At 45.2% G+C, this 24,135-nt stretch carries 25 protein-coding genes; 1 reads left to right on the forward strand and 24 read right to left on the reverse strand.

Features of this window, described 5'->3' with window-relative positions:
* Positions 1 to 6: 6 nt before the first annotated feature.
* The 16 genes from ACUB3H_RS02540 to mltG all read right to left on the reverse strand — a co-directional run bounded on the left by ACUB3H_RS02540 (position 7) and on the right by mltG (position 13,428).
* Positions 7 to 1,056, reverse strand: coding sequence for a phosphate/phosphite/phosphonate ABC transporter substrate-binding protein (locus tag ACUB3H_RS02540; RefSeq protein WP_459129081.1), 1,050 nt, complete (start codon positions 1,054 to 1,056; stop codon positions 7 to 9).
* Between the two features lie 85 nt (positions 1,057 to 1,141).
* On the reverse strand, positions 1,142 to 1,921 hold the full coding sequence (locus tag ACUB3H_RS02545) for a PHP domain-containing protein (protein ID WP_459129082.1): 780 nt from the start codon (positions 1,919 to 1,921) through the stop codon (positions 1,142 to 1,144).
* The gene (locus ACUB3H_RS02550) at positions 1,918 to 2,607 is read right to left on the reverse strand and encodes a phosphonate C-P lyase system protein PhnL (RefSeq protein ID WP_459129083.1); all 690 of its coding nucleotides are present in this window, start codon (positions 2,605 to 2,607) and stop codon (positions 1,918 to 1,920) included. Before ACUB3H_RS02550 ends, ACUB3H_RS02545 begins: the two co-directional genes overlap by 4 nt.
* Positions 2,595 to 3,212, reverse strand: coding sequence for an LbetaH domain-containing protein (locus tag ACUB3H_RS02555; protein WP_459129084.1), 618 nt, complete (start codon positions 3,210 to 3,212; stop codon positions 2,595 to 2,597). Before ACUB3H_RS02555 ends, ACUB3H_RS02550 begins: the two co-directional genes overlap by 13 nt.
* Positions 3,209 to 4,348: a phosphonate metabolism protein PhnM gene (gene phnM, locus ACUB3H_RS02560; RefSeq protein WP_459129085.1), complete on the reverse strand. Its 1,140-nt coding sequence runs from the start codon at positions 4,346 to 4,348 to the stop codon at positions 3,209 to 3,211. The genes ACUB3H_RS02555 and phnM overlap by 4 nt, the downstream gene beginning before the upstream one ends.
* Before the next feature lie 9 nt (positions 4,349 to 4,357).
* Entirely contained in the window at positions 4,358 to 5,173 is an 816-nt protein-coding gene (locus ACUB3H_RS02565; protein WP_459129086.1) for an ATP-binding cassette domain-containing protein, read from the reverse strand.
* Positions 5,157 to 5,996 (reverse strand): alpha-D-ribose 1-methylphosphonate 5-phosphate C-P-lyase PhnJ, encoded by an 840-nt coding sequence (locus ACUB3H_RS02570; RefSeq protein ID WP_459129087.1) that lies wholly within the window; start codon positions 5,994 to 5,996, stop codon positions 5,157 to 5,159. The genes ACUB3H_RS02565 and ACUB3H_RS02570 overlap by 17 nt, the downstream gene beginning before the upstream one ends.
* Complete coding sequence (locus ACUB3H_RS02575; protein ID WP_459129088.1) at positions 5,993 to 7,063, reverse strand: carbon-phosphorus lyase complex subunit PhnI; 1,071 nt, start codon at positions 7,061 to 7,063, stop codon at positions 5,993 to 5,995. Before ACUB3H_RS02575 ends, ACUB3H_RS02570 begins: the two co-directional genes overlap by 4 nt.
* Positions 7,064 to 7,630: a phosphonate C-P lyase system protein PhnH gene (phnH, locus tag ACUB3H_RS02580; protein ID WP_459129089.1), complete on the reverse strand. Its 567-nt coding sequence runs from the start codon at positions 7,628 to 7,630 to the stop codon at positions 7,064 to 7,066.
* The gene (phnG, locus tag ACUB3H_RS02585; protein ID WP_459129090.1) at positions 7,623 to 8,051 is read right to left on the reverse strand and encodes a phosphonate C-P lyase system protein PhnG; all 429 of its coding nucleotides are present in this window, start codon (positions 8,049 to 8,051) and stop codon (positions 7,623 to 7,625) included. The genes phnH and phnG overlap by 8 nt, the downstream gene beginning before the upstream one ends.
* A 79-nt stretch (positions 8,052 to 8,130) precedes the next feature.
* Positions 8,131 to 8,985, reverse strand: a complete 855-nt coding sequence (locus ACUB3H_RS02590) for a Cof-type HAD-IIB family hydrolase (protein ID WP_459129091.1) — start codon at positions 8,983 to 8,985, stop codon at positions 8,131 to 8,133.
* Positions 8,985 to 9,320: a sulfurtransferase-like selenium metabolism protein YedF gene (gene yedF / locus ACUB3H_RS02595; protein ID WP_459129092.1), complete on the reverse strand. Its 336-nt coding sequence runs from the start codon at positions 9,318 to 9,320 to the stop codon at positions 8,985 to 8,987. The genes ACUB3H_RS02590 and yedF overlap by 1 nt, the downstream gene beginning before the upstream one ends.
* A gap of 8 nt (positions 9,321 to 9,328) precedes the next feature.
* Positions 9,329 to 10,171, reverse strand: a complete 843-nt coding sequence (locus ACUB3H_RS02600; protein WP_459129093.1) for a YitT family protein — start codon at positions 10,169 to 10,171, stop codon at positions 9,329 to 9,331.
* A complete protein-coding gene (locus tag ACUB3H_RS02605) occupies positions 10,168 to 11,472 on the reverse strand; it encodes a hypothetical protein (protein ID WP_459129094.1) in 1,305 nt (434 codons plus the stop codon). The genes ACUB3H_RS02600 and ACUB3H_RS02605 overlap by 4 nt, the downstream gene beginning before the upstream one ends.
* On the reverse strand, positions 11,441 to 12,664 hold the full coding sequence (locus tag ACUB3H_RS02610) for a glutamate-cysteine ligase family protein (RefSeq protein WP_459129095.1): 1,224 nt from the start codon (positions 12,662 to 12,664) through the stop codon (positions 11,441 to 11,443). Before ACUB3H_RS02610 ends, ACUB3H_RS02605 begins: the two co-directional genes overlap by 32 nt.
* A gap of 35 nt (positions 12,665 to 12,699) precedes the next feature.
* On the reverse strand, positions 12,700 to 13,428 hold the full coding sequence (gene mltG, locus ACUB3H_RS02615) for an endolytic transglycosylase MltG (protein ID WP_459129096.1): 729 nt from the start codon (positions 13,426 to 13,428) through the stop codon (positions 12,700 to 12,702).
* Positions 13,429 to 13,585: 157 nt separating this feature from the next.
* Between mltG and ACUB3H_RS02620 the strand changes: the two genes are divergently transcribed.
* Positions 13,586 to 14,185: a 50S ribosomal protein L25 gene (locus ACUB3H_RS02620; protein ID WP_459129097.1), complete on the forward strand. Its 600-nt coding sequence runs from the start codon at positions 13,586 to 13,588 to the stop codon at positions 14,183 to 14,185.
* 28 nt (positions 14,186 to 14,213) lie between these two features.
* Here ACUB3H_RS02620 and ACUB3H_RS02625 read toward each other — a convergent pair whose 3' ends face one another.
* The 8 genes from ACUB3H_RS02625 to kdd are packed head-to-tail and all read right to left on the reverse strand — an operon-like array spanning position 14,214 to position 24,133.
* Positions 14,214 to 15,563 (reverse strand): polysaccharide deacetylase family protein, encoded by a 1,350-nt coding sequence (locus ACUB3H_RS02625; RefSeq protein WP_459129098.1) that lies wholly within the window; start codon positions 15,561 to 15,563, stop codon positions 14,214 to 14,216.
* 11 nt (positions 15,564 to 15,574) lie between these two features.
* Positions 15,575 to 17,119: an ABC-F family ATP-binding cassette domain-containing protein gene (locus tag ACUB3H_RS02630; protein WP_459129099.1), complete on the reverse strand. Its 1,545-nt coding sequence runs from the start codon at positions 17,117 to 17,119 to the stop codon at positions 15,575 to 15,577.
* A gap of 16 nt (positions 17,120 to 17,135) precedes the next feature.
* On the reverse strand, positions 17,136 to 17,930 hold the full coding sequence (gene kamE / locus ACUB3H_RS02635) for a lysine 5,6-aminomutase subunit beta (RefSeq protein WP_459129100.1): 795 nt from the start codon (positions 17,928 to 17,930) through the stop codon (positions 17,136 to 17,138).
* On the reverse strand, positions 17,930 to 19,486 hold the full coding sequence (kamD, locus tag ACUB3H_RS02640; RefSeq protein ID WP_459129101.1) for a lysine 5,6-aminomutase subunit alpha: 1,557 nt from the start codon (positions 19,484 to 19,486) through the stop codon (positions 17,930 to 17,932). Before kamD ends, kamE begins: the two co-directional genes overlap by 1 nt.
* Before the next feature lies 1 nt (position 19,487).
* A complete protein-coding gene (kamC, locus tag ACUB3H_RS02645) occupies positions 19,488 to 20,903 on the reverse strand; it encodes a lysine 5,6-aminomutase reactivase ATPase KamC (protein ID WP_459129102.1) in 1,416 nt (471 codons plus the stop codon).
* Positions 20,884 to 21,831, reverse strand: coding sequence for a lysine 5,6-aminomutase reactivase subunit KamB (gene kamB, locus ACUB3H_RS02650; protein ID WP_459129103.1), 948 nt, complete (start codon positions 21,829 to 21,831; stop codon positions 20,884 to 20,886). Before kamB ends, kamC begins: the two co-directional genes overlap by 20 nt.
* A complete protein-coding gene (kamA, locus tag ACUB3H_RS02655) occupies positions 21,818 to 23,080 on the reverse strand; it encodes a lysine 2,3-aminomutase (RefSeq protein WP_459129104.1) in 1,263 nt (420 codons plus the stop codon). The genes kamB and kamA overlap by 14 nt, the downstream gene beginning before the upstream one ends.
* A 15-nt stretch (positions 23,081 to 23,095) precedes the next feature.
* Positions 23,096 to 24,133 (reverse strand): L-erythro-3,5-diaminohexanoate dehydrogenase, encoded by a 1,038-nt coding sequence (kdd, locus tag ACUB3H_RS02660; RefSeq protein WP_459129105.1) that lies wholly within the window; start codon positions 24,131 to 24,133, stop codon positions 23,096 to 23,098.
* Positions 24,134 to 24,135: the final 2 nt, after the last annotated feature.

Below are 24,135 nucleotides of genomic sequence, written 5' to 3' on the forward strand. Positions count from 1 at the left end.
AATGTCCTACTTGCTGAGTTCGCGGATCGGGTTGAACCAATCGTCTGTTACAGGAAGGAACTTGCTTTCGCCTTCATCCTTCCAGAGTCCCTTTTCCTTGGAATCCTTAGGAATGAAGATGAGTGGGTCGTTCGTTACTGCATCAGATGTGAAGAGCTTTTGGATCTTGTCGAAGTTCTCTTGTCCGAGAGATTCGAGGTTTGCTGCGAATGGAGCGTTAAGAACTGGTGTTGTGCTGATTACGACGAACTCTGCACCTTCAACGGTGTTGAATGGCTCAGCAGCACCCTTGATGACGCGGTAAACGGCACCTGGCTTGTTGACATCAGCGCCAACTGGCTCTACATAGTTTCCTACGCAGACGTCGCAGAATGCAGCTACGTCAACCTTATCTGTAAGGAGGTTAACAGCAGAACCTTGGTGGCTACCACCGAAGAGAACTTCAGAGAACATCTTGTCTGCTCCGCCTTCAGAGAGGTCTTCTGCTGTGAGGTTAGCCCACTTTGCATCCTTCTTGAAGTATTCGATGATACCAGCTGTTGGTACTTTAAATCCTGATGTAGAAGAGTTCGAAACGAAGCTCATGCGCTTTCCAACGATGTTGTCGATGGAGTACTTGCCATCTTTCATGTATTGGCCTTCGTTACCCTTCTTTACGTTGAACCAGCTGTAGTAAACTGCACTGTCAAGTGTACCGTCTTTACCACTGTTTACAACGATTGGAAGAACCTTTTCGTTCTTTGTGTGTGCTTCTACATAACCTTGAGCACCCATGAAAGCGACGTCAGCCTTGCCGTTAGCGATTGCTTCGATAGCGATAGCATAGTCGGTTGTAAGTTGGTGCTCTACCTTCTTACCTGTTTCTTTAGCGATGAGGTCAGCAATGTGGTTACGTGTCTTTTCAAGGTCTGCGCCAGATTCGTTTGGATACCAAACGATCGTGATAGAATCTTTGTCTGCTTTTGCAGGCTCTGTAGAAGAACCTTGTTGTCCATTACATCCTACGAGTCCAACTACCATGATGATAGCGAGTAGGAGTGCCGTAATTTTCTTCATGTTTTCCTCCTAGATTGTTTTAAAAGTCTATTGTAATGATAACGATTCTTTGTTAGCTCTTTGTTTCTAAAGAGCGTTAGAAATGTTAAGCCTCTGTAAGTATTTCTAGATCAATTGGGTGCGTTCCCGGTGGCTTTAATGCATCTTCATAGAGGCCGTGGTAATCACTTCCTCCACTGCAAGGTAAGCCGTAGGAGCGAGACCTCTTTTCCGCCTCTTCGTCGTGCGAAGGATGGATAGCTTCGATGCCATCGAGTCCCATCGAAATGAATTCATCGATAAATTCAAAGCTCGAAGTCTCGTTCGGATGCGCAAGATAAGCCACTCCCCCATCCTTATGAATGGCTTCAATGACGTCCTTTACATCGGGATATTCGATGTCTTTTCCTTTAAAGTACTTACGGTAGAGGTCACCGTAGATCTTCGTCTCGGCACCTAAGCGCATGAGCTCTTTCATGACGTGCTGCTTATAGAGCACCTGACTCTTCTCAAAGCGCTTTAAGAGCGTCATCATGTCGATGTCATAGCCATCTTGTAAGATCTGTTCGAGTTGTTCTAAACTCCTTCGGTGTCTCTTCTCTCGCGTGTTTCTTGCGATGCGTTCAATGTTTGGGGCATTTTCTCTAAAGTCATAAGCTAAAATGTGGACCTTTTTTCCTTTGTAGCTACAGCTCATCTCCGTCCCTAAAAGAATCTTTAATGGAAACTTCTTTCTCGCTTCCAAGACGTCACGAAGGTGAAAAAGCGTATCGTGATCCGTTATCGAGATGGCATCAAGCCCTGCATCCATGGCCATATCGCAGATTTCATCGATGCTATCAGAGCCATCAGAATAATACGAATGGAGGTGCAGATCACATTTCATCGAAGTACTCCTTTCTGCATATTTAATACGCGGTCGCTGATTCCTTCCATGAACTCGATGTCGTGGAAAATACCAAGCATGGTCGTTCCATCGTTCTTGAGCTTTACGATGAGCTCGCGAACTTTATTCTTACTCGCTTCGTCGAGACTAGCAGTAGGCTCGTCGAGGAGGAGAAGTCGAGGTTTTTTAACCATCGCACGTGCGACGTTTAAGCGAAGCTTTTCGCCGCCTGAAAAGGTCTTAGGATAGCTATCCCAAAGCGACTTTTCAAGTTCAAAGTGCTCTAAAAAGGCGATGGCTAAGCTTTTAGGATCCTCGGTCTCATTCGTTTCAGTAATGGCTTGAATCATAATTTCTAGCGCTGTCGTTCGAGGTGGAGCTTGAAAGAACTGGCTCACATATCCGAGTTCTCTTTTTCTAAGCTGTAGGATCTCTTGCTCGGAAGCCTTAATGAGGTCGATCTTACCAAAAGCTTCGGAGTCGTAGAGGATCACGCCACCGTCTGCGAGATAGGTGCGGTAGATACAGCGTAAAATGGTCGACTTACCAGAACCACTTCGTCCCGTAATACCGACGAATTCTCCCTCTTCGAGCGTTAAGGAGACATCCTTACACGCTTCAATGTGCGTTCCTAGGGAGTGAATCGTAAAGGATTTTTTAAGCTCCTTGATCTCTAAAAGTGCCATGATTTCATCCTTTCTACAAATTCTTCTGCTTCGAGTGCTAAGAGATCGACATGTTTAAAGATCTGCTCCGTAGGCCAGTCCCACCAAGCGATCGATTGAAGGGCTTCTCTAATGTCTTCTGAAAAGCGGTAGCGAAGAAACTTCGCAGGGTTTCCGACGACGATCGAAAAGGGCTCGACGTCTTTTGTAACGACACTTCCGCTTCCTACGATGGCACCGTCTCCGATCGTTACTTCTGGCATAATGATGGCTCCATGACCGATCCAGGTGTCGTTACCAATGGTCGTCACTCGAGAGTGTCTTCTATCAAAGAAGTCCTTATCGTCTTCTCCTAGTCCGTAGTAGCTTCTTCGGTATACGATGTGGTGAAGACAGGCTCCTGTCATCGGGTGATTCGTAGGACCGATTCGAACGTGGGCTGCGATATTAGAAAACTTTTTTATGACGACGTTTTGAAGGATACAGCGCTCTCCGGTGTAACTGAAGTCACCTAATACGACGCGGTCATAAAAGTTATCGGCACCCACCTGAATGTATTCACCGAGCGAGCTATTTACGATCTCTGCACTCTCTGCGATGAGTCCTTCTTTTGGAATCTGTATCATATGCGATACCTCGTCTCGAGGACGACTTTTCCATCGACCATCACCTTTTCGATGCGGGCGAGATCTTCGATCTTTCGAATGAAGAGAAGGTCTGCGACTTTCCCCTCTTCGATAGAACCGAAGTCATCTAACCCTAAGGCCGTCGCAGGGTTTAAGGTGAGCATATTTACCATCTCGTAAATGGGGATGTCGTGGTGCTCATTCATGTAGAAGATGGAGTGCAAGAGACTCGCTGGATAGTAGTCGGAACAGAGGATATCTGCACAGCCATTTAAAATAGCTTCTGCAGCACTTAAGTTTCCTGAATGCGATCCCCCTAAGAGAATGTTTGGGGCTCCTACGGCGACACTTCCAAGTTCGATGGCTTTTTTCGCAACATCTAAGCTTATAGGAAATTCGCTGATGCTCGTCCCTAAGCTCTTCATGAGGACGACTTTTTCTTCGGAATCGTCGTCGTGAGATGCGATGGGAATGTTGTGATCCTTAGCGACCTGTGCGATTTCCTGCATGGTAGAAAAGGTCATTTTGGCCTTGGTCTGACTCTCTTTAATGTGCTTTTCAAGAAATTCCGTACTTATATCCTGATAGCCTCGAAGCGTCTTACAGTAGACCTCGATGTTTCGGTACTGACCTTGGCCTGGCGTGTGGTCCATGAAGCTTAAAAGCTGAATCTTTCCTTCTTCAATGGCTTTTTTTACCGGTTCAATCTGCTCTAAGTTATCGATTTCAAAGCGTGCATGAAAGCGATGTCTTACGAGGTGCTTTTTACTGTGCTCCTCATAAATAAAGTCCATGAGCTTTTTTACTTTTTCTGGTGTGCGAATGGGTTTATGTGCAAACACATCGTCTTTATAGAGAGATAACGAGTGATACATCGTCGTAATGCCGTGCACGAGAAGCTCACGTTCTGCTTCTGCTAACGAGATCTTTAGATCCATGAGACTCGTGGGACGCGGTGCACTCATGTGTTCGATGTAGTCGGAGTGAACGTCGATAAATCCTGGCGTGATCCACGCACCCTTCGCATCGATGATCTCATCGTCTGTTCCAGTAAACTGGATACGACCGTCTTCGACGTAGAGATCGACTGCTCGTATGGCGTCTTTAAAGACGACCTGTCCATTAATTATTTTCATAGGAATTCCTTACAGTAGTGAGTAGACGAGCTCTTGTGTATAAGGATGAATCGGGTCTTCAAGAATTTGGTCGGTAAGACCGCTTTCTACGATTCGTCCATCCTTCATGACAATGGTTCGCTCTGCGAGCATTCGAACGACTGCGAGGTCGTGACTTACAACGATCATGGTCATCTTGAGTTCACGCTGAAGACTTAAGATGAGGTCAAGAACGCTTGCTTGAACGCTTAAATCGAGACCAGTCGTGACCTCGTCCAAGAATAGAATGGGCGGATTATTACTTAGAGCCTTTGCGATTTGAACGCGTTGCTGCATACCGCCACTGAAATTCTGTGGTGACTCTTTCATACGGTGAGCTGGAATCTGAACTCTTTCTAGAAGTTCAATACCGCGCTCGATCATATAGTCAGCCCGCCTTTCGCCACTTGAAATGAGTTTTTCAGCGATATTTGAAATCGCAGAAAGGTGCATCTTTAAGCCCTTTAAGGGGTTCTGATAGACCATGGCAAGCGTGTGATTACGGATGTATCGTTTCTTCTGATCGTTTTCTAAGAAGAGATTGTCACTTCCTTCAATGTGATACGTACCAGAAGTCGCTTCGTCATCGAAGTAGATGAGTTTCATAAGGGTCGATTTACCCGATCCACTCTCCCCTACGATTCCTAGAATCTCTCCTTTATAGACTTCAAGACTGACATCGTCTAAGGCGTAAACGCTCTTACAGACGGGACAGAAGTTTCGAATTAAGTTTTTACGATCCTGACAGTGAGGACAACCCTCGCCGTAGCGCCTGGAAAGGTGCTTGACTTCAAGCGTCGGTCTCATCGTTCCTCCTCTTTAGGCAGTAGCTCGTGTCATTACATTGGAAATAAGTTTCACCACTCTTTTCGTCAAAGAGCTCGTCAAAGTAGACATTCGTCGCTCCACATAGCTTACATCGTCTTCCCGTTTGGTCTTCAATCTGGAAGGGATGGTCAGAAAAGGCAAGGCTTGAGACCTCCGTGTAAGGTGGTACGGCGTAGATCTTCTTTTCTCGACCGGCTCCAAAGAGCGTGAGGTTTTTAGCCATGTTTAGCTTGTGGTTATCAAAGCGTGGAATGGGTGAAGGAGCCATGACGTAGCGGTTCATGACGGTTACCGGGTGGTCTGCTCCACTTTCTGCATTTCCAAAGCGCAAGAGATTTTCAAAGATATTTAGGTAAGCACCTGAGTATTCCCCTAGGGCATGAAGTTTTCTCGTTTCAAGTTCGGAGGGCTCAACTACGCGAAGTGGCTCTGGAACGGGCACTTGTAAAACGAGAATCTGATGTTCCAAGGGAATTTCAGGGATGCGGTGACGAGACTGGATGAGTGTAGCAGACTCGGTGTCTTCTGTAATCGCAACACCCGTCGTCTTCTGCACGAGGTTTTTAATATTTACAGCATTCGTCGATTCATCGGAACCCTGGTCGATGACTTTTAGCGTATCCATAGGGCCAATGATCGATAACGTAATCTGTAGTCCACCTGTTCCCCAACCGCGAGCGATAGGCATCTCACGGCTAGCGAAAGGTACCTGAAAGCCAGGAATACAGATGGCTTTAAAGATGCTTCGACGAATTTCTCGCTTGGAGCCTTCATCTAAGAAGCCGTAATTATAGTCGTTCATTTGAGCTCCTTTCGGATCGCATCGAGTTTCGACTGGAAGGTGACGTAGTGAGGAAGCTTTAAGTGACTGATAAAGCCAGTGGATTCTACACTGTCGATGTGAAGAAGGACGAATTCCTCATTTTGCACCGGGTTACTCTTATCTCCTGCTTCTAATGAAGCATCGAGTAAGCTCATCGCGATAGCTTTCGTTTCGTTTTGACCAAAGCAGATGCCATAGCCTATAGAGAAGTTCGTCTGCTCTTCGCCAAATTCATCTTTTGTAATGTGTGGAATGAAGCTCTCTACTTCACTAATACGAACTTCACCGATGTAGTAGCCATCATCCGATCCTTCAGGGTCAGGAATCGTAACGGCCATTCTTCCCACGCGGCACTCTGCAATCGTAGGATGCAAGAGTCCATAGGCACGAAGTGCCGCATAGCCTAAGCTCGTCACAGCACCCGTTTGACCACGCGTAAGTACTTGAAGTCTTTCGGAACGAGAGGAGGGAAAGCGAAGGCTTTCCTTCGTTACGTCGTTCGGTTCAGTGTCGTCAAACGCTTCTTTTTCGACGATCCCTTCTTTTCTTAAGATCTCTACGACCTTTGGAAAGTGTCTTACAGGCTTTCTCTGTACGTTCTTTTCAAAAGAATCTAAAAGATGTTTGATCTCTGTAGGATCCTCTTGAAGGAGCGAAAAGTCTAAGAGTCTATGTACGTAGTCTGTAGTAGAACCTAGAATTTGTCCTTCAGGAATATCTTTAAAGCTCGAAGAGATTCTTCTCTCAACGAACATGTCTTCTGCATCTAGAATGTTTGAATAGTGGTTTCTTTCGAGTGTCGAGCGGTAGGCGCGAAGTAAGAAGACACCTTCTTCTGGGGAACCTTCCGCTTGCTTTAGAGCGAGACTCGCAAGCGTTTCGTCGTAGAGACTCGCTTCACTCATGAGCTGATCGATTAAAAAGCGCATGGACGCTTTAATCGTCTCGACCTCTGCGACGCGGCCGTTTTTTAAACGCTCGTAATCGAGTCTTTCGATCGAAGCCTTGATCGCTTGAACACCACCTTTAACAGCAACGTATCCCATTTACACCTCCATATGTGTCGTTCGAGGAATCGCTAAGGCTCTTCCCGAACCATCGATCAAAATGAGGTCGATTCCTAGGGGAAACTCACTCGTAAGAAGATTTCGAATGGGAATCCAGTTTCTATCGGAAGGTCCTAGTCCAAAAGAAGCCTTCTTTTCGATACCAGGACCACTCAACTCGATGTCTCCCTCAAGAAAAAGTTCATCGACTTCATAGACGACGGTTGCACCTTTGTTGGGATACATCAGTGTACCGATCTTCGCTTTTTTTAAGGATTCATCGCGTGACTCATCCTCTAAGGGAAGGAAGAGAAAATCGGCTTCTTCACAACTTATCGATTTGGAATACGTAAGAGATGAGATGAAGCTCGCCTCTTCAAAGGGATAGTAGAAGGTGACTTCAAGGTCTAAGAAGGTCCTTGCGAAAAGTAGAAAGAGACTATTCATCTGCGTTTCAATTTGTAGTTCGCTCGCTTCCTTTTCGAGATGAATCAGTTTTCCCGGATGACTCAAGGCATCGATGAGTTTTCGAAAGGTGCTTTGAGTCGTAAAGACAAAGTCATTCATCCATGGCCTCCATCGTAGAAAAGTCAACTTCTGTTCGGAGAATATTTGCCGATTCACGTTCTCTCTCTCCTTCGATGTGTTGCCTTTCTTTTTCGAGTCGCTCGTCAAAGCTCGATAGGTCGATTCCTGCTTTATAGGCAGCATCGATAATCGCAAGGTCTCTTGCGAGTTGTTCGTCACTACCTCTCACGATTCCTAAGCCTACTTTTTCCTGAAGGAGCATTTTACACTCCATGACAAAGACTTCGCCTAAATAAAAGAGGCCACCTTTCCCATGTTCGCGTACCTTTAACATCACTAAGCTGCCTTTAGGGGGTTGAATTTCACGTACTTGATAAAGATGTCGGATGGTTCTGCTCATTTCTCCGGAAAGCTCTCGCCTTCCTTCAATGAGGATTCTCGTTCGTTCAGTTCTTGTCATGATCCTTCCTTTCTACTACCAGTATATGAAACGAAAAAAAAAGAGGGGTAAACCCTCTGTAAATCGTGTTAACGGAACGTTATGCTTTTGTTAGCTCGTCCTGTAGGACGGTAAAACGAGAAAGCATCTCTTCTCTCGTCTCTTCTTTTAGAATCCCTAATACGACCTCAGCGAGATTCTCATCATTCGTGATGGTTAGAACTCTTTCGGCGTAATTCTTTACGCCATCACTGGCATTTTTCATGGCTAAACCTAGGCCAGCGAGTTCAAGCATCCCTACGTCATTAAAGCTATCTCCGCAGGCGATCACTTCCTCTGGCTTTAAGCCTAAAAGATCGAGCAAATTCTTTAAGGCGACGCCTTTATCGACGCCTTTTGCGGGAATCTCGATGAAGTAGGGCTTCGCTAAGATAGGGTTAATGGAGTCAAAATCCTTAAGACTATCAAAGTATTCCTTCATCTTAGGCGGATCTCCCATGACGATGATTTTATTGATGCTTCGGTTCAAGATGGCTGCATCGATCGACTCCTCGATTAAGATAGGAAGATTGATGACCCTCGAATCCCTTTCGATAAAAGGACTGCGGTAAAGGCCTACAATCTGTCCCCCGTCGTAGAAGTGTGCATGGACGCCATACTCCAGAGCTCTCTCTAAGAGCGCTTTTACGACATCGGACGATAATACGCTCTGATACATGACATTTCCGTCGTGATCTGTAACGAGGGAGCCATTGTTTGCGATAAAGTACTTGACCGCACCCTTAGCGAGTTTATCTGCCGTCGGAATCATTGATTCCAAGGGACGCCCAGAAGCAAAGACTAAAACGGAGCGAGAAGCGATGTCATTTAGTGGTTCAATCTGCGAATCCGATAGCGTATGTTCACTATTTAAAAGCGTATAATCGAGATCAAAGCTTACGAGTTTGTATTCCATTATAGTGTGATGACCTTCTCTGCTTTCATCATGACATCGACGATTTCAACCATTCCGCTGATTCGACCGACGGCAACTTGATCTTCAATTCCATAGAATTCAACACACGTACCGCAGGCGATGAGGTCGACACCACTTCGTTCGATTTCTTCCAGTGCTTCTAAAGCGCCACCCTCTTTTGTTAGGAGCTTTACGCCACTGTTATAAAAGAGGATGCTTTCCGGCTTTTCAGGATTGGCCCAGAGCTTTTTTAAAAAGACACCTATGAGTTTTACGCCTAATTCTTCGCTTCCATGTCCCATTTGGTTTGAATCCAAAACTAGTACTTGTTTCATGCTTCCTCCTATTTGAATGTATGAAAACCTTCACCGATGACTTCATGTACAAAACCGACGCTCATAAGAGCTCTCGGATCTGTTTCGCTTACAAATTGCTTCAGAACGATGTATTGACGCTTAGAAAGAATCGTCTCTAGCATGATCTTATCGGATTTCGAATAACCACCCTTTACTGGATACAAGGTCGTCGAGCGGTCGATGGTCTTAATGATAAATTCACTGATCTTCTCGTATTCAGAGCTTAAGATTTTAACATGAAGTCGACTATGAAAACCTGTGATGATGGTATCGATGACATAGCCGTTTAAAAAGACACCTAAGAGTGCATAGAGACCTAATCTGAGTCCAAAGCTCTTCGCAGCTAATAGTACGACCACAAAGTCTACAAACATGAGAGCTCGTCCGATCGGAATGTGGAAGAACTTATTTAAGATCTTCGCTAAGATATCGGTTCCACCAGTCGATGCATTTTGATAGAAGATGATCGCCATACCTGTCGCTGGAATGACCGTACCGAAGATGAGGTTTAAGAGGACGTCATCGACGGGCGGTGTCTGAAGCGGAAGGAAGCGCTCGAGTAGTCCTACTAAGAAGCTCGTCATAAGAGCCGAGTAGATCGTTAGAGCTCCAAATTCCTTACCGATCAGTATAAAAGCTACGATAAAGAGAATGATATTTCCTGCAAGCATGATCGAACCGATCGAAAGTGAAGGAATCCATTCATTTAAAACAATACTTAAACCAGTGAGCCCACCTGTAGCAAGCTTCGATGGAATAAGGAAAAAGTACAAGCCTAAGCTCAATACAATGGTACCGAGAGTAACAATAAAATAGCGTTTGAGTTTCATCTTCTCTCCCCTAATAAGGTCGGAATCGTTCGACCTTCGTGATCTCCACTAATGATGCGTTCTCTTCCGACGCGCATGAAGAAGCCCTGTAGGACTCCTCCGTAGTAATATATGCCTAAAAGCTCGCGAAACATCTCCTTCGTCCCTTTATCGAGGTCGATGTAAGACATTCTCTGAGGCGCTGCTTCCATCTGCAAGAGAAAGCGATCGGATAGGGCTTCATCGAGCGCTTTCTTCCATTCAGAAGGCGTCACATCTTTTCCTGCTATAACACCCCTTGAAGCATAGAGGTCCTCAGGCTTTAAGATGAGCTCCTCTCTCTTCTCTAGAGCAAGAGGAAGCGTATCCCCAGTTAAGACCCAAGTCTTTGGAATGTGCTTATCGAGGAAAGCCTTTTCCTCAGCGGTAAAGCTCTCTCTCACCTTTTCGTTTGAAAGGACAGCAAAGAGTCTCTTATTATGAATAATCTGACTCTTTACAGGACCTACGAAGATGGTCTTTTTCGCTTTGATGGCTTCAATGAGCTTAGGATGCTTATCGTAAAAGCGAAGGAGATCTGTCGTGACAAGTCTCCTGTAGACCATGTCGATGCGCTCACCCTTAAAACTTACGTAACCGTCGATGCAGTCGATCTCTGTGGGTCTAGCAATGAATGTTTTCATGCCTTTTTTTTCAAAGTGCTCCTTAAAGTGCAAGAACTCCTCAGGTTCACTTTCATAGTAATCTAAAATGAGTACCGTAGGTTTTTCGATCCCTAATCGGATGGCTTCTCCTCTTACGGTATCGATCCAGCTTGAAAAGAGCTCGAAGTTTGAAATGCGATAGTCCTTTTCAAGTTCCTTTATAGGTAGGGAATCCAAGAGGTATTCTGCTAACAATCGATCCTCGTTCATAGCAGAAGAACCATCGGTATTTAACTCAATGATGGTAAAATCCTCTACACTTCTTACGATGCAGTCGAGACGAAGCATCGGAAAAGCGATGGAAAGAGGATTTTCTAAGAGTATGAGTTCCTCAAGCTTTTTAGGAAAGTCGAAAAGGGCACGGAACGCTTCATCCTTCTCGTAGCGTTCGATGACCTTTTTAAGGATTCCTATAAAAGGAGAAAGATTCTTCTCTAACCTTCTCAGTTCCTCTTTTGTTATAAAGTTTCCCGAGTAGAGAAAGCTCACGGGTTCTCCGTGATAATGAGGGCCTTCGCTTTGAACTCTACTTTTTATCCGTTCATATTCTTCTGTACATTCCGTTTTATTCTGTTCTACAAATTCTTCAACGCGTTCTTGAAGCTCTAACCGTTTCAAAATCTAAGCACTCCTTTAATCCCAGCTCTTTCATTCGCTTCGAAAGTGTCTCACCTTTTTCGACGAGTTCTACGAGTACATCGAGATACTTTCCTTCTTCGCCTAATGCCTTTTTAGCTCGCTCGACAAGTTCCTTTAAAAAGGCTTTGGCTTCCACTGTGTACCCTTCTCTCATAAACGTCTCTTTTAAAGCGAAGATGTCTTCTTCTTTCATGTCCTTTAGGAGATTCGAATAGTATTCGAGATTCTCCGTATAAAAGATTCCCTTTATGAGGGCTGCTACAGAAAAGACGTATGACTTGGGAAGACTATCGATCATTCGAATCTCGAGATATCCTTTGGCTCGAACATCAAAAAAGGCCATGCTTAAGACGTGTTCTAGGACACTTCGGTCGGTGAGGTCTGTGAGTTCTTCAACCGTTCCTTCTACAGGTTCCATAGAACCTGTGGGTCCTGGCATGACGATAGGACGAAGTTTTCTGTACGTCTCGATCACATCGTGATAAGAGAAGTCTTCTTTTAGGCTTCCCTTCATGACGTTTGAGCGGGAATTGTCCGTATGTAGCCAAATTTCCGTTCGAAAGAGCTCATGAGGCTGTGGTCGTCCTTCGATAAAGGGACTGTTGTCAAAAAGAAGCGATAGATATGGAGCGAGCCTATTTGCTAGCTGAAACTTCTTTTTGAAGTCGGCTTCACTCGAATAATCGATGGAAACTTGTGTAGAGGCAGAAGCCCTCATCATGTATATTCCAAGGCGATCGGTCTTTAAGAAGTGAGCTTGCATGGCATGGTAGCGCTTCTTTGGAATGATCGTAATATCGTGAACGTCTGTCACTGGTTGATAACCCATTGTAACGAGACGAAGTCCTCTTTTTTCGATGACAGGAAGAATCGTCTGAAGCGCTTTCTCATAGCTCGCTTCAATTTCACTGACTCTCGTTTTAGGAGCGATGCTCAGTTCAAATTGGCTTCCTGGTTCCAAACTAATTTCATAATCCTCTGCCTTTGCACCTAATAAAAAGCCATCGATTAAGATCGGATCCATTCCTCCTGAAACGAGCTCTTCAAGGATACCACGAACAACTTCATAAGGTGTCCATTCGCCCTTTTCATTTAAGATCAGGTGCTCGAGTTCCATACCGAGTGACTGAGTATTCTTTTCATGTTCTTTAAAATAATCAACGGGATTCATAAAAAGCCTTCTTTCCTCGTCACTTATACCCTAATTCACTCAAAATGCTCGAACTCTCCGTCACGAAAGAGGCGACCTTTGTCGATGTGTTCCCTCACATCGATCTTTCGAGCGAGGAGTTCATTTAAACTCTCCAACGCTCTCTTATGGAATGTCTTATAGTCTTTAAAGAAAAAGAGGCGGTTTCTCAAGTAGTCGTAGTAAAAAAAGAGTTCGTCGTGTTCAATGTCAGAAGTTACGGCTTCTAACGCATCCACTGATGCGACAGCGATCATCCCTGGAGGAAGACCTTGGTTCTTATACGTATTATAAGGACTATCGATGAGTATATCCTTCCCTCTTAAGAACAGGCGTTCAAATCCTAAGGCGTACTCCACCGTCACGCAGCTTTGAAGTTTCATGTTCGTCTTTAGGCGGTTTAAAAAGACGTCGGCGACTTCTTTATACTGGTTCGATCCCAGTACTTCCTTTTCTACGATCGAGGCGAGGACTAAGGCATCTTCGCCGTAATCAAGAATTCGCTTTTGATACTTCATCGATTGATCCATGAGAAGTAACTGAATGGGAATATCTTTATACTCACCTTCTATAAAGACGCCTTCCCATTTTTTATAGTCAGATCTCTCACTCAAAGGAACTTGTGTGATGCTAAGAAGCATCTTGATGTCGGTTTCTGAGAGCTCATACGTATGACTTAGCTTCGGAATAAGGTCTTGATCGAGTCGATCTCCTCGTTCGACTGTAAATGTTTTTTCGAAACTCACGTCTGTCACTTGCTCTAAGCTCGGTTGTAGTGGTATTATAGTTAGGTACAGGATAAGCATTATAAGGGTATTCATACACCTATTTTAGCAAATTTCCATCAGGATGCACCGGTTTATCGAATAAAATCACGCGCTTGTCCAATCCTAGGAGGAACGAATGAACAGACCCCAATTAAACGCAGTCGCTAGAAAAGACGAAAAAGCAAAAGACCTTCGTCACGAAGGACTCACACCAGCATCGCTTTACGGTAGCCACATTGAGGCTCAAGCAATCGCTGTTAAATCAAACGAACTTGAAAGACTATTGAAGCAAGCATCAACAGGTTCAACGATCGACCTCATCGTCGACGGTAAGAAGCACATGGCCCTCATTAAAGAGGTTCAAGCAGATCCTGTTCGCCGCGATGTTCTACACATCGACTTCCAAGCTCTCGCTCTCGATGAAAAGACGAAAGTTATGATTCCGATCATCCTTCACCTACCAGAGCTTAAGAATGCGCTCGTTCAACAACTACTCAATGAAATTGAAATTGAAGCGCTTCCACAAGACCTCATCGATAACGTCGAGTACCACGTACCATTCGGCGAGCCTGGTTTCAGTGCAACACTTGAAGAGTTAAAGCTCATTGAAAACGACAATATCACCATTCATACACCACTAGACACGGTTGTCTACAACATCGCTGGTGTTAAGGAATTTGTCGAGCCAGAACCTGGTCAAGAAGAAGCTCCAGAAGCTGGAGCTGAAGAAGAATAAAAATACAGCAGTTCATTATGAACTGCTGTTATTTTTTTACTCCTGTATAGCTCCTACCAGCTTCTGGAAGGAGACCGTTTAAGCGGAAGAGTTCGTCGATGGTAACAAAGACATAGCCTTCCTTTTTTAGTACCTCAATCGCCTGATCGACACCCTTAATAGTCGTAGGATAGAGGTCATGACAGAGGACAATGGCATTGTTTCTCGCATGATCTATGATCCACTTGGAAACGTGAGCATCATCTCTAAACTTCCAGTCGTTCGTATCGACATTCCAGAGAATGACCGATTGACCGCTTGCTTTGGCAACTTCTTTTACCGTGTCATTTACGGAACCATAAGGTGGTCTTAGAAGCGTCGGCCTATAGCCTGTCGCTTGATAACACAGTGCATTCACTTGGTCGATTTGAGCTTTGATGGAATGTTCTGAGAGCTTTGTCATCTGCTTGTGATCAAAGCCGTGACTTCCGATCGCATGACCTTCATCGCTCATGCGCTTTAGAATCTTTGTGTGTCTAGGAATCTGCTCTCCTAGTACAAAGAAGGTCGCTCTCGCTTGATGCTTTTTAAGGACATCTAAGAGTTCTTCCGTGTGCTTTGATGGACCGTCGTCAAAGGTCAATGCTACGTACTTTCCTTTTGGAATCGTACTGATATCTACTGGCTGATCGGACTTAGGAACCTGAGTAGGCTCTATGGTCTCGTGTTCTAACACTTTTGGATCTATTGGCTTCGCATCTTTGTTTTTCACGTCGATACGAATGATTCCTTCACTAGCAGCTGCTATCTTCATCTGATCAAAGTAGAAGCTCACACCAGAACTCGTCACGACGTAGTTCAGTGGAAGCATTTCGAGATCTTTATCACTTAGAAAATCCGACTTTTCTTTAATGACTTTAAAGAGCTCGTCTTTGTAGTTCAAGCGGTTTAAGTTCTGTAGTGAAACAAGGTTCAAATCCTTATCGAGGACGAAGCTTCTTACAAAACCTGAGGGGTGATTGGTTCCTGAAAAGGCCGTATATCCTTCAAGCTTTACGTTGTAGTAGTCTCCCTCTTTCCAGACGTCGTAGTCCATAAAGAGTTCATTTTGAACGTTTTGAACGATGCGGTATTCCTTTGATTCTTCTAAGAACTTCTCACTGATCTCTTTGACAATGTCCTTCACATGATCATCCGCAGCCTTTGAACCAAAGACAGGATACGTCATGTAGAAGCCCGTTGCATCTCCGTAGTACTTTTCTGTGGCAGCTTCACCGATCTCACGCTTACGTACGATGAGTTCTTCACCGTTTGTGGGAACGGAGTTCCAGTCGGTCTGTAATTTCTCGGTATCGAGGCCCGAGCAACCTACTAATATGAGTGCGAGTAGTAGTAGCACTCCCCATTTCTTCATTTCCATTGGTTACAATTGATCTCTCTTTCTACGATCGACTCAAAGAAGTCTCTCTCGTGACTAACTAATAGAATCGATCCGTTGTAATCTTTGAGCGCTTGTTGAAGTGCATCCTTCGCATCCTGATCGAGGTGATTCGTGGGTTCGTCAAGAATCAGGATATTATTGGGTTTATTGACGAGAATCGCAAGACGAACCTTCGCCTGCTCTCCTCCACTTAAGATTCGAACTTGACTCTCAATATGCTTGGTCGTAAGACCACACTTAGCGAGCGCACTTCGAACCTCATATTGACTATACCCAGGAAACTCCTTCCAAAAGTATTCAATACACGTATCACTGCCAATATCTCTAAGTTCTTGCTCGAAGTATCCAATATCTAAGTGATCTCCAAGCTTTACACTTCCTGAAAGAGGCTTAATGAGCCCTAGAAGGCTTTTAAGAAGCGTCGTCTTTCCAATACCATTGGCACCGACTAAAGCGAGCTTCTCCCCCCTTCTCATGGAAAGAGACAGAGGCTTTGTTAAGGGCTTCGTGTAACCGATGACGAGGTCCTTCGTTTCAAAGATCATGCTCCCAGCAAGCCTTGACGCTTCAAAGTGAAAGACGGGCTTTGGCTTTTCTCGTCCGAGTTCAATGATCTCCATGTTATCGAGCTTCTTTTGACGGCTCTTCGCCATGTTGCTCGTAGCGATGCGTGCTTTATTTCTTGCAATAAATTCCTCTAAGTGAGCAATTTCCTGCTGTTGCTTTTCATACTGCGCTTGAAGCTGCTCTTTCTGTAGAGCATACTGGGCTTCAAAGCTATCGAGGTTTCCTACGTAGCGCGTCATGTAGCTATCCTCTACGTGATAGATGAGGTTTGCTACGTCGTTCATGAAGGAGCGGTCGTGGCTAATGAGAATAAAGGCATTTTCATAGGCCTTTAAGTACTCCTTAAGCCAGTTTACATGCTCTTCATCGAGGTGGTTTGTAGGCTCGTCTAAGAGGAGAATTTCCGGTTCCTCTAAGAGGAGCTTTGCTAAGAGAATCTTCGCTCTCTGACCACCTGATTGTTCGCTCGCAGGGTTATCGAGCCCGAGCTCTGTCAAGCCGAGCCCTTTTGCGACTCTTTCAATCTTCACATCAATTTCATAAAACCCGTGATGATCGAGTAGATCCTGTAAGGTACCCATTTCTTCGAGTGCTTCATCCATCTTGTCGCCTTCTAGCGTCGCCATGGAATCGGCAAGTTTTAGGATCTGATCTTCATAGTCGTAAAGATAATGAAAAGCATCTCGGAGTGTATCACGGATGCTTTTCTTAGGCTCAAGGGTGGCGCTTTGATCTAAATATCCAGCGCGCACCCTACTTGACCATTCGATTTGTCCCGAATCGGGTTCGATTTTCTTGGTGATGAGATTGAAAAATGTGCTCTTACCTTCGCCGTTTGCACCGATTAAACCGACGTGTTCACCAGGTAGAAGTCTGAAGTTAACGTCTGTAAAGATGGTGCGACTACCAAAGCCATGGTTTAGGTTTTTAACCGTTAGAATGCTCATTTTTCAACCACTCTAACTATGCCTTCATGAGGCCGCGTTTTACGATCTCAAGGACTGCAAAGCTTGCAACGTCGTCGGCATACTTACCAGGACCAAAGCCTGCATCAAAGCCAATTTCTTTTGCTAGTTCATTACTGATTCGTGGTCCACCAGCAATTAAGATGATCTTGTCGCGAAGACCCTTCGCTTCAAGGAGCTCTACGAGTTCTGTCATGTTTGCGATGTGAACGTCTTTTTGTGTTACCGTTTGGCTCACGAGGAGGACGTTGGCTTTGTATTTAAGAGCTGCTTCAATGAATTCTTCGTTTGAAACTTGGCTACCTAGGTTATAAGCTTCCATCATTTCGTAGCGCTCAAGTCCGTAGTGACCAGCGTATCCCTTCATGTTCATGATAGCGTCGATACCAACGGTGTGAGCGTCTGTACCAGTAGAAGCACCGATTACGACGACTTTCTTACCAATTTCTTGGCGGATGTAGTCGTTGACGTCTTCCATGCCCATGCCTGTGCTCTCTACTTCGTCGACGTGAATCTCGTTGTAGTTTACACGGTGTGTGACTGAGCCGTATACGACATAGAAGGTAAATTCTTTATCGAGTGCTTTGTGGCATGTTACGTAGGGCTCAATGAGACCCATCTTTTCGCCTAATTCTTTGGCTGCTTCGACGCCTTTGGCATCGTCTTTTACAGGAAGTGTAAAGCTCAGCTGAACCTTAGCGTCATTCATGGTGTCGCCGTAGGGAGCGAGTCTTGAAAGATCTAGATGTTGATCAAAATCTTTTGCCTTTGTGCTATAGAGACCGGAACTCATTAGTTGGCTCCTTTCTTAAGAAAATAAGCCGGGAAGGGGTTGAAGTATTGTGGCTCTTTTGCAACGACGCCATCAAGTCCCTTACCACCGTCTTCACGACGTTTTACGCCACCAAACTTACCGTGTGCAAGCGTATCGAAGAGGCCGAGTGTTGCGATCTCTTCGAGTGTATCAATGGCTTGATCGAGTACGCCGTGAACACGTGTTTGCATGATTCCGCCTTCTTTAAAGGTAAGCTCTGCTCCTAAGTCCTTCATGGTGCGAGCGATGTAGCTAGCGTTTGCAATACTGATTGCACGGTCACTCATGAAAGGTGTATGGATGGCTTCTGTCATCATACCTAAGAGGTGAATGCGTTGATCGGTGAGAACGGTAACGATGTTAAAGAGTGCATCTTGCACTTGTCCCATAAAGACATCACCGGTCATATATTTGGTTGGAGGCATGTACTTAAGTGGTGCTTTCGGGAAGATTTCTCTTGCCATTTGAGCTTGTGCAAGCTCGTAAACGAATGCGTTCTCAAGTTCAGGATCCATTTCAAAAGCGTGTCCCAAGCCCATTTGTTCTTCAGGAAGACCTGCTTTAAGAGCAAATTGTTCGTTGATGAATTGGCTTGCGAGCACGGTATATGCTTCTTCATAAGCGTCTGCTGTCGTGAGGTAGTTGTCCTCACCTGTGTTAATGATAACACCAGCAAAGCCGTTGATCATGCGTGAGAAGTATTGGTCGATGAGTGTACGCTTCATGTTGATGTCTCTGAAGAGGATACCATAGAGCGCGTCATTTAACATGACGTCGAGGCGCTCAAAAGCACCCATTGCTGCGATCTCTGGCATACAGAGACCAGAGCAGTAGTTACAGAGACGAATGTAGCGACCGAGCTCTTCGCCGACTTTATCGAGTGCTTCACGCATTAAGCGGAAGTTCTCTTGGGTAGCCATGGTTCCACCAAAGCCTTCTGTCGTAGCTCCGTAAGGAACGTAGTCGAGTAAGCTTTGTCCTGTTGTACGAATAACAGCGATGACGTCAGCACCTTGCTTTGCAGCAGCAACAGCTTGTGTGATGTCTTCGTAGATGTTACCTGTAGCTACGATAACGTAAAGGAGTGGACCTTGTTTGTCGCCGAAGCGCTTAAAGTATTCATCACGCTTTTCATGATTCTTTTGAATGCGAGCAACACTTGCTTCAACGATTGGCTTAAGTGCAAGCTCAATTTCAAAAGCATCATGCTTTGGAAGTGTAAAGAGGTCTAATTCTCCCTTAGAAACGCTCTCAACAATTTCTTGAATTGGTTTTTTCGTTTCGATATAGGCATTACCTAAGTAGTAAGCAACACCTGTTCCAAGTGCATTGTGGTTTTTTAATTCGTCGACGATGACGTTTGGAAGCGGAACTCCCATTTCGTCAACACCGTCAACGCCTAATAGACGTGCGATCGTACGTTCAACAGCGACAGTCGTGTGTAGATCGATGAATTGTTGGACATCGTCTGCGATCTTCGCTGCCAATCCTCTGGCTTTTACGATCTTCCCTTCATCTAAGCCCAGTTTTGACATTTTATTCTCCTAATATCTTGTGGATTTCTTGTATTACTTCTTGGTTAAAGCCCATCTTTTCCATCAATTTGACCGCTTGGTGCGGGACGGGCGTGTGAATATCGACAGCCTCGATCGTGTAGTCCATAACGCGTTCAATCTGCCTTACGGCATCGAGACGACTGACGTGTGAAAGATCCTGGAGTGCATCGCTTCTTAACCCTCGAATCTGTAGGTGTTTCATCCCTTCAGAGATGATCTCAGGTAAATGCGAAGCCATGATGAGAATACTTGAAGAATCCTTCAAGTGCTCATTGATTGCTCTAAGGATCGCTCGACCTTCCGTAGGGTTTGTTCCCCGGGCAGGCTCATCCATGACGATGAGACCCATTCCACTTTTTTCATGTTCAAGAATCTCTTCAAGCTTCTTTACTTCGGAACCGAAGGAACTGAGACCACGGTGTATGTCTTCTCCATCTTCGTGAAGATAGTCGATGAAGTCAAAGAGACACACCTTTGCGCTCTCAGCAAAAACGAAGAAGCCTCGTCTTACGAGCTCTGCTTGAAGTAGAAGCGTCTTTAAGGTAACGCTCTTTCCGCCCATGTTAGCGCCTGTGAGGACGGTAACTCCCTTCGTAAGTGACATGTCGATCGGTTGCATCGAATGACCATTCTTTTCAAAGATCCGTTCATAGTAGGGATGTCGCATTCCCTTAAATGCGAGATCTCCTTCTGTAAGAACAGGTTTGATCGCGTGAAAAGAAAGCGCCAGCTTCGCCTTAGCCATTCGAAAATCTAAAAGTGCCATTTTGTCCATGGAATCGAGGAGCACTTCTCGTTTCTTTGCAATCGTCTCGGTAAGTGACAGACGAATGAGATACTCTTCCTTTTGGATGTCCTCTACAACAAGACGCCTTTCATTCATGATCGAATCGATCATACCTTGTTGACGAATCGTCTTCTCAAGCTCTTGCTTTTTCCTTCGAAGCTCTCTGAGCTTTTCGCTGTACTCCGAGTAGACACTGAAGGTCAAGAGATTGGAATGCTGTGGATCCAAGAGCTCTCTCAAGTCCGAAAAATCGTAAAAAGAGAGATCTTTGGGAAGGTCGAGGTAGCCTTTAAGCTTTGAGTGAATCTTTTCGTAGAGATATAAGTAGAGCTTTAGCTCAAAGAATTCCACTTCATCGAGCACTTCACTAGGAATGCGCTCAATGGAGCGGCGGATGTTTTTCATCTGACAGAACTCAAACCCGATGGATTCGAGGTTCTGATCTTCGGCTTCAAAGTGCTTATAAAAGTACTCTGTACTCTCCCACTCCGCCTGAAGACTTAAAGCATCCTTTCTCGTATAGATGGGGAGCTTCTTCTTATAGTCATCGCCAAAGGGAGTCATGGTGTTCGTGCACTGCAGAATATAATCAAAGCCGATGTTTTCCATGAATGCCTCCTTTGACATCGATGACAGGTAGATGGGTCAACTGTTGAAGCCTCGTTACGAGTTCCTCCGAGGGAAAGACATCGCCCGTAGGACTCGTGGGATTGACGCTAATGAGAAGGATCTTAAGGCCCTTCTCTACTCCTAAGTGAATGGAGCGCTTCTCGAGCTTATGTAGCGTCTCTTCGGTTAAAAAGTAATGGGTAGGATCTGTGGTAAAGAGCGTAAGATCCTTAAATTCAACGTGCTTTATGAGGGCTTGCATCACTTTTTCAGTGACGACACCGTCGAAGAAGATCTTCTTTTGACCGTCAAATTCGTTGGGATCGATCATGTGGAAAGATCCTTTGGAATCAATTTCAGGTAAGGAAAGGATGTGAAGAGCATGAACCGTTTCACGAATCATTCCTTCCATGCTTCGAGCGATGACAGCACCCGTACAGAGCACACAAGCTTCCGCAAGTTCGTGTCCTGCTAAGCTCTTTCTAGAAAGTGCACCGTCTACGATCATAAAGGCATCGGGTTCGATCTCTTCGACTTGATCTAGGAGTTCTTTCATCTTCGCCGTCTGTGAAGGCCCTGCAATCTGTACAAAGCCATCGTCCAAGGCACGCGTAATGATGATCTCTCCTAGTGCCGAACTGATCCCAGAGGTCTTTACGACTTCATAGGTCACGTCAAACTTTTTTAATACCTCTCGAGCCGTTGCAATGAGCGTTCCTTTACGGATCCATATCCTCGGCTTTGAGGTCTGGGTCACGACATCGACACTCTCTCCATCGTAACCGATTGAGGTCAGAAAGAGCACCCGTTCAGGCTGCTCTTTCTGCATAAAATCGAGTAAATAGTTTACAAATGTCGTCTTCCCGGTGTTTTTTCCGAGACCGATTACCGATAAACGGCGAATCGATGAAAGACTATTTTTTAGCATGGCGCTCTTTGCGCAGTAAGTGCTCAGGCTCTAAGGAGATTCTGCTACCTTCTAACATACCGAATACGCCTTCTTGCTCAGCCTTTTCTCCACCCCCACATACTGGGCAGTGGCAGCTTGATTCGTAGTTTGTAGGTTGTGTATAGGTGCAGATAACGCCTTCGTAGTTACGTAGAACAACGCGCTTCTCGTTTTGGCTGATGAGGTAATTTGGCATTACCGGAATCTTTCCTCCACCACCAGGAGCGTCTACAACGAAGGTTGGTACGCAGTAACCTGACGTATGTCCGCGGAGAGCTTCGATGATTTCGATACCCTTGCTGACGGTTGTACGGAAGTGCTCGAGACCCATGGAGAGGTCACATTGATAGATGTAGTAAGGACGTACACGCATCATAACGAGCTCGTGAACGAGTTTTCTCATGATATGTGGGCAGTCGTTTACGCCGCGGAGAAGAACCGATTGGTTTCCGAGCGGAACACCAGCGTTTGCAAGTCTCTCACAAGCAGCTTTACTATCTGGAGTCACTTCGTTTGGATGGTTGAAGTGCGTGTTGAGCCAAATTGGATGGTATTTTTTGAGCATATTGCAGAGGTCATCTGTAATACGTTGTGGCATAACAACCGGTGTACGGCTTCCGATACGAATGATCTCAACGTGTGGGATCTGACGGAGGTTCGAAATGATGTACTCGAGGCGATCATCGCTCATTAAGAGAGCGTCTCCACCAGAGAGGAGTACATCACGAACTTCTGGATGGTTACGAACGTATTCGATAGCACCATCAATTTGGTTTGTCGTTACAGGAGCGTCTGTTTGACCAGCGAAACGTCTTCTTGTGCAGTGACGGCAATACATGGAGCATTGGTCTGTGATTAAGAAGAGTACGCGGTCTGGATAACGGTGTGTAATGCCAGGAACTGGACTGTCTGTATCCTCGTGGAGAGGGTCGAGAAGGTCAGCTTCTGCTTTATGTGTTTCGATTTCTAGCGGAATAGCTTGCTTACGAACAGGATCGTTTGGATTCTCTTGGTCGATCAGTGTGAGGTAGTAAGGCGTAATAGCCATACGTAGTGTTTCAAGCGTCTTCTTAACGCCTTCCTCTTCTTCAGGAGAAAGCTTAAAGACAGCCTTTAATTGATCAAGCGTTTCAAAACGGTTTTTTACTTGCCATTTCCAGTCGTTCCATTGTTCGTCTGTGACGTTAGGGAACATCTGTTTACGGCGTGCTTGTGCATCTAAATTCATGATTTACCTCAAATCCTATTGATATTTTTCTTCAAAGATTTCACGGAGTCTTGCAGATTCGCGAACTTCTTCGAGTGTAATAGCTGCATGGCCCTTTGTATAGCCATTGCCGATGATCATGTTAACGTCTTTACCGATACCCTCAGCACCGAGAGCAGCCTTTGTAAAGCTTGTTGCCATACTGAAGAAATAAACGATACCGTTATCTCTTACAGGTAGGATTGTGGTCATCTCTGTATTTTGAATGTTGACAACGTTGATGGAAACATCGTACTCATTACCGCCGTTAACAGCGAGAGCTTTTTCAAGAACTTCTACAGGCTTTGTAGCATCGCAAACGATAACTTCATGGTAGAAGCCGTCTTTTAGGAGTTGCTCACGTTGAGCTTCTTTACGAACAACACCTACGACCTTACCTGTAGGTCCAACGCGCTTAACAGCTTCGTATCCGCACATCATACCACTCTTACCAGCAGCTCCGAGGATGATGACGCTGTCGCCAGGACGAACGAGTTTAGCTGTTTGAGCAGGTGCACCAGCGATATCGAGTGCAGCAAGTGCAAGGCTCTCTGGCATATCATCTGGAAGTTTAGCGTAGATTCCGCTCTCGAAGAGGATCGCTTTACCCTTGATTTCTACGCGGTCGATCTTTTCTTTGATGTCTGTGATCTCTTCGATCTTAAGTGGTGTTAAAGAAAGGCTTACGAGTGTAGCGATGCGATCACCGACTTTAAGGTCGATCTTTCCTTCGAGTTCAGAACCGATCTTTTCGATGACACCGATGAGCATTCCGCCAGAACCCGTTACTGGGTTTTGCATCTTACCACGCTCAGCAACGATTCCCATGATCATTTCTTTCATCTTTTCTTTGTCATTGCCACATGCTTCAGCTACTTGGTGGAAGCTTGCAGAGTCAATGTTTAGAGCGATAACGTCGATGAGGATCTCGTTATCATAGATGTTCATGTCGTTGTTGATTTTTTGAGCTGCTTGTGGGAGTACACCTACTGGTTCAATAACGCGGTGTGTACCGTACTTGTTTCCTGTTGCCATAA

Source organism: Guggenheimella bovis (genome assembly GCF_054492335.1).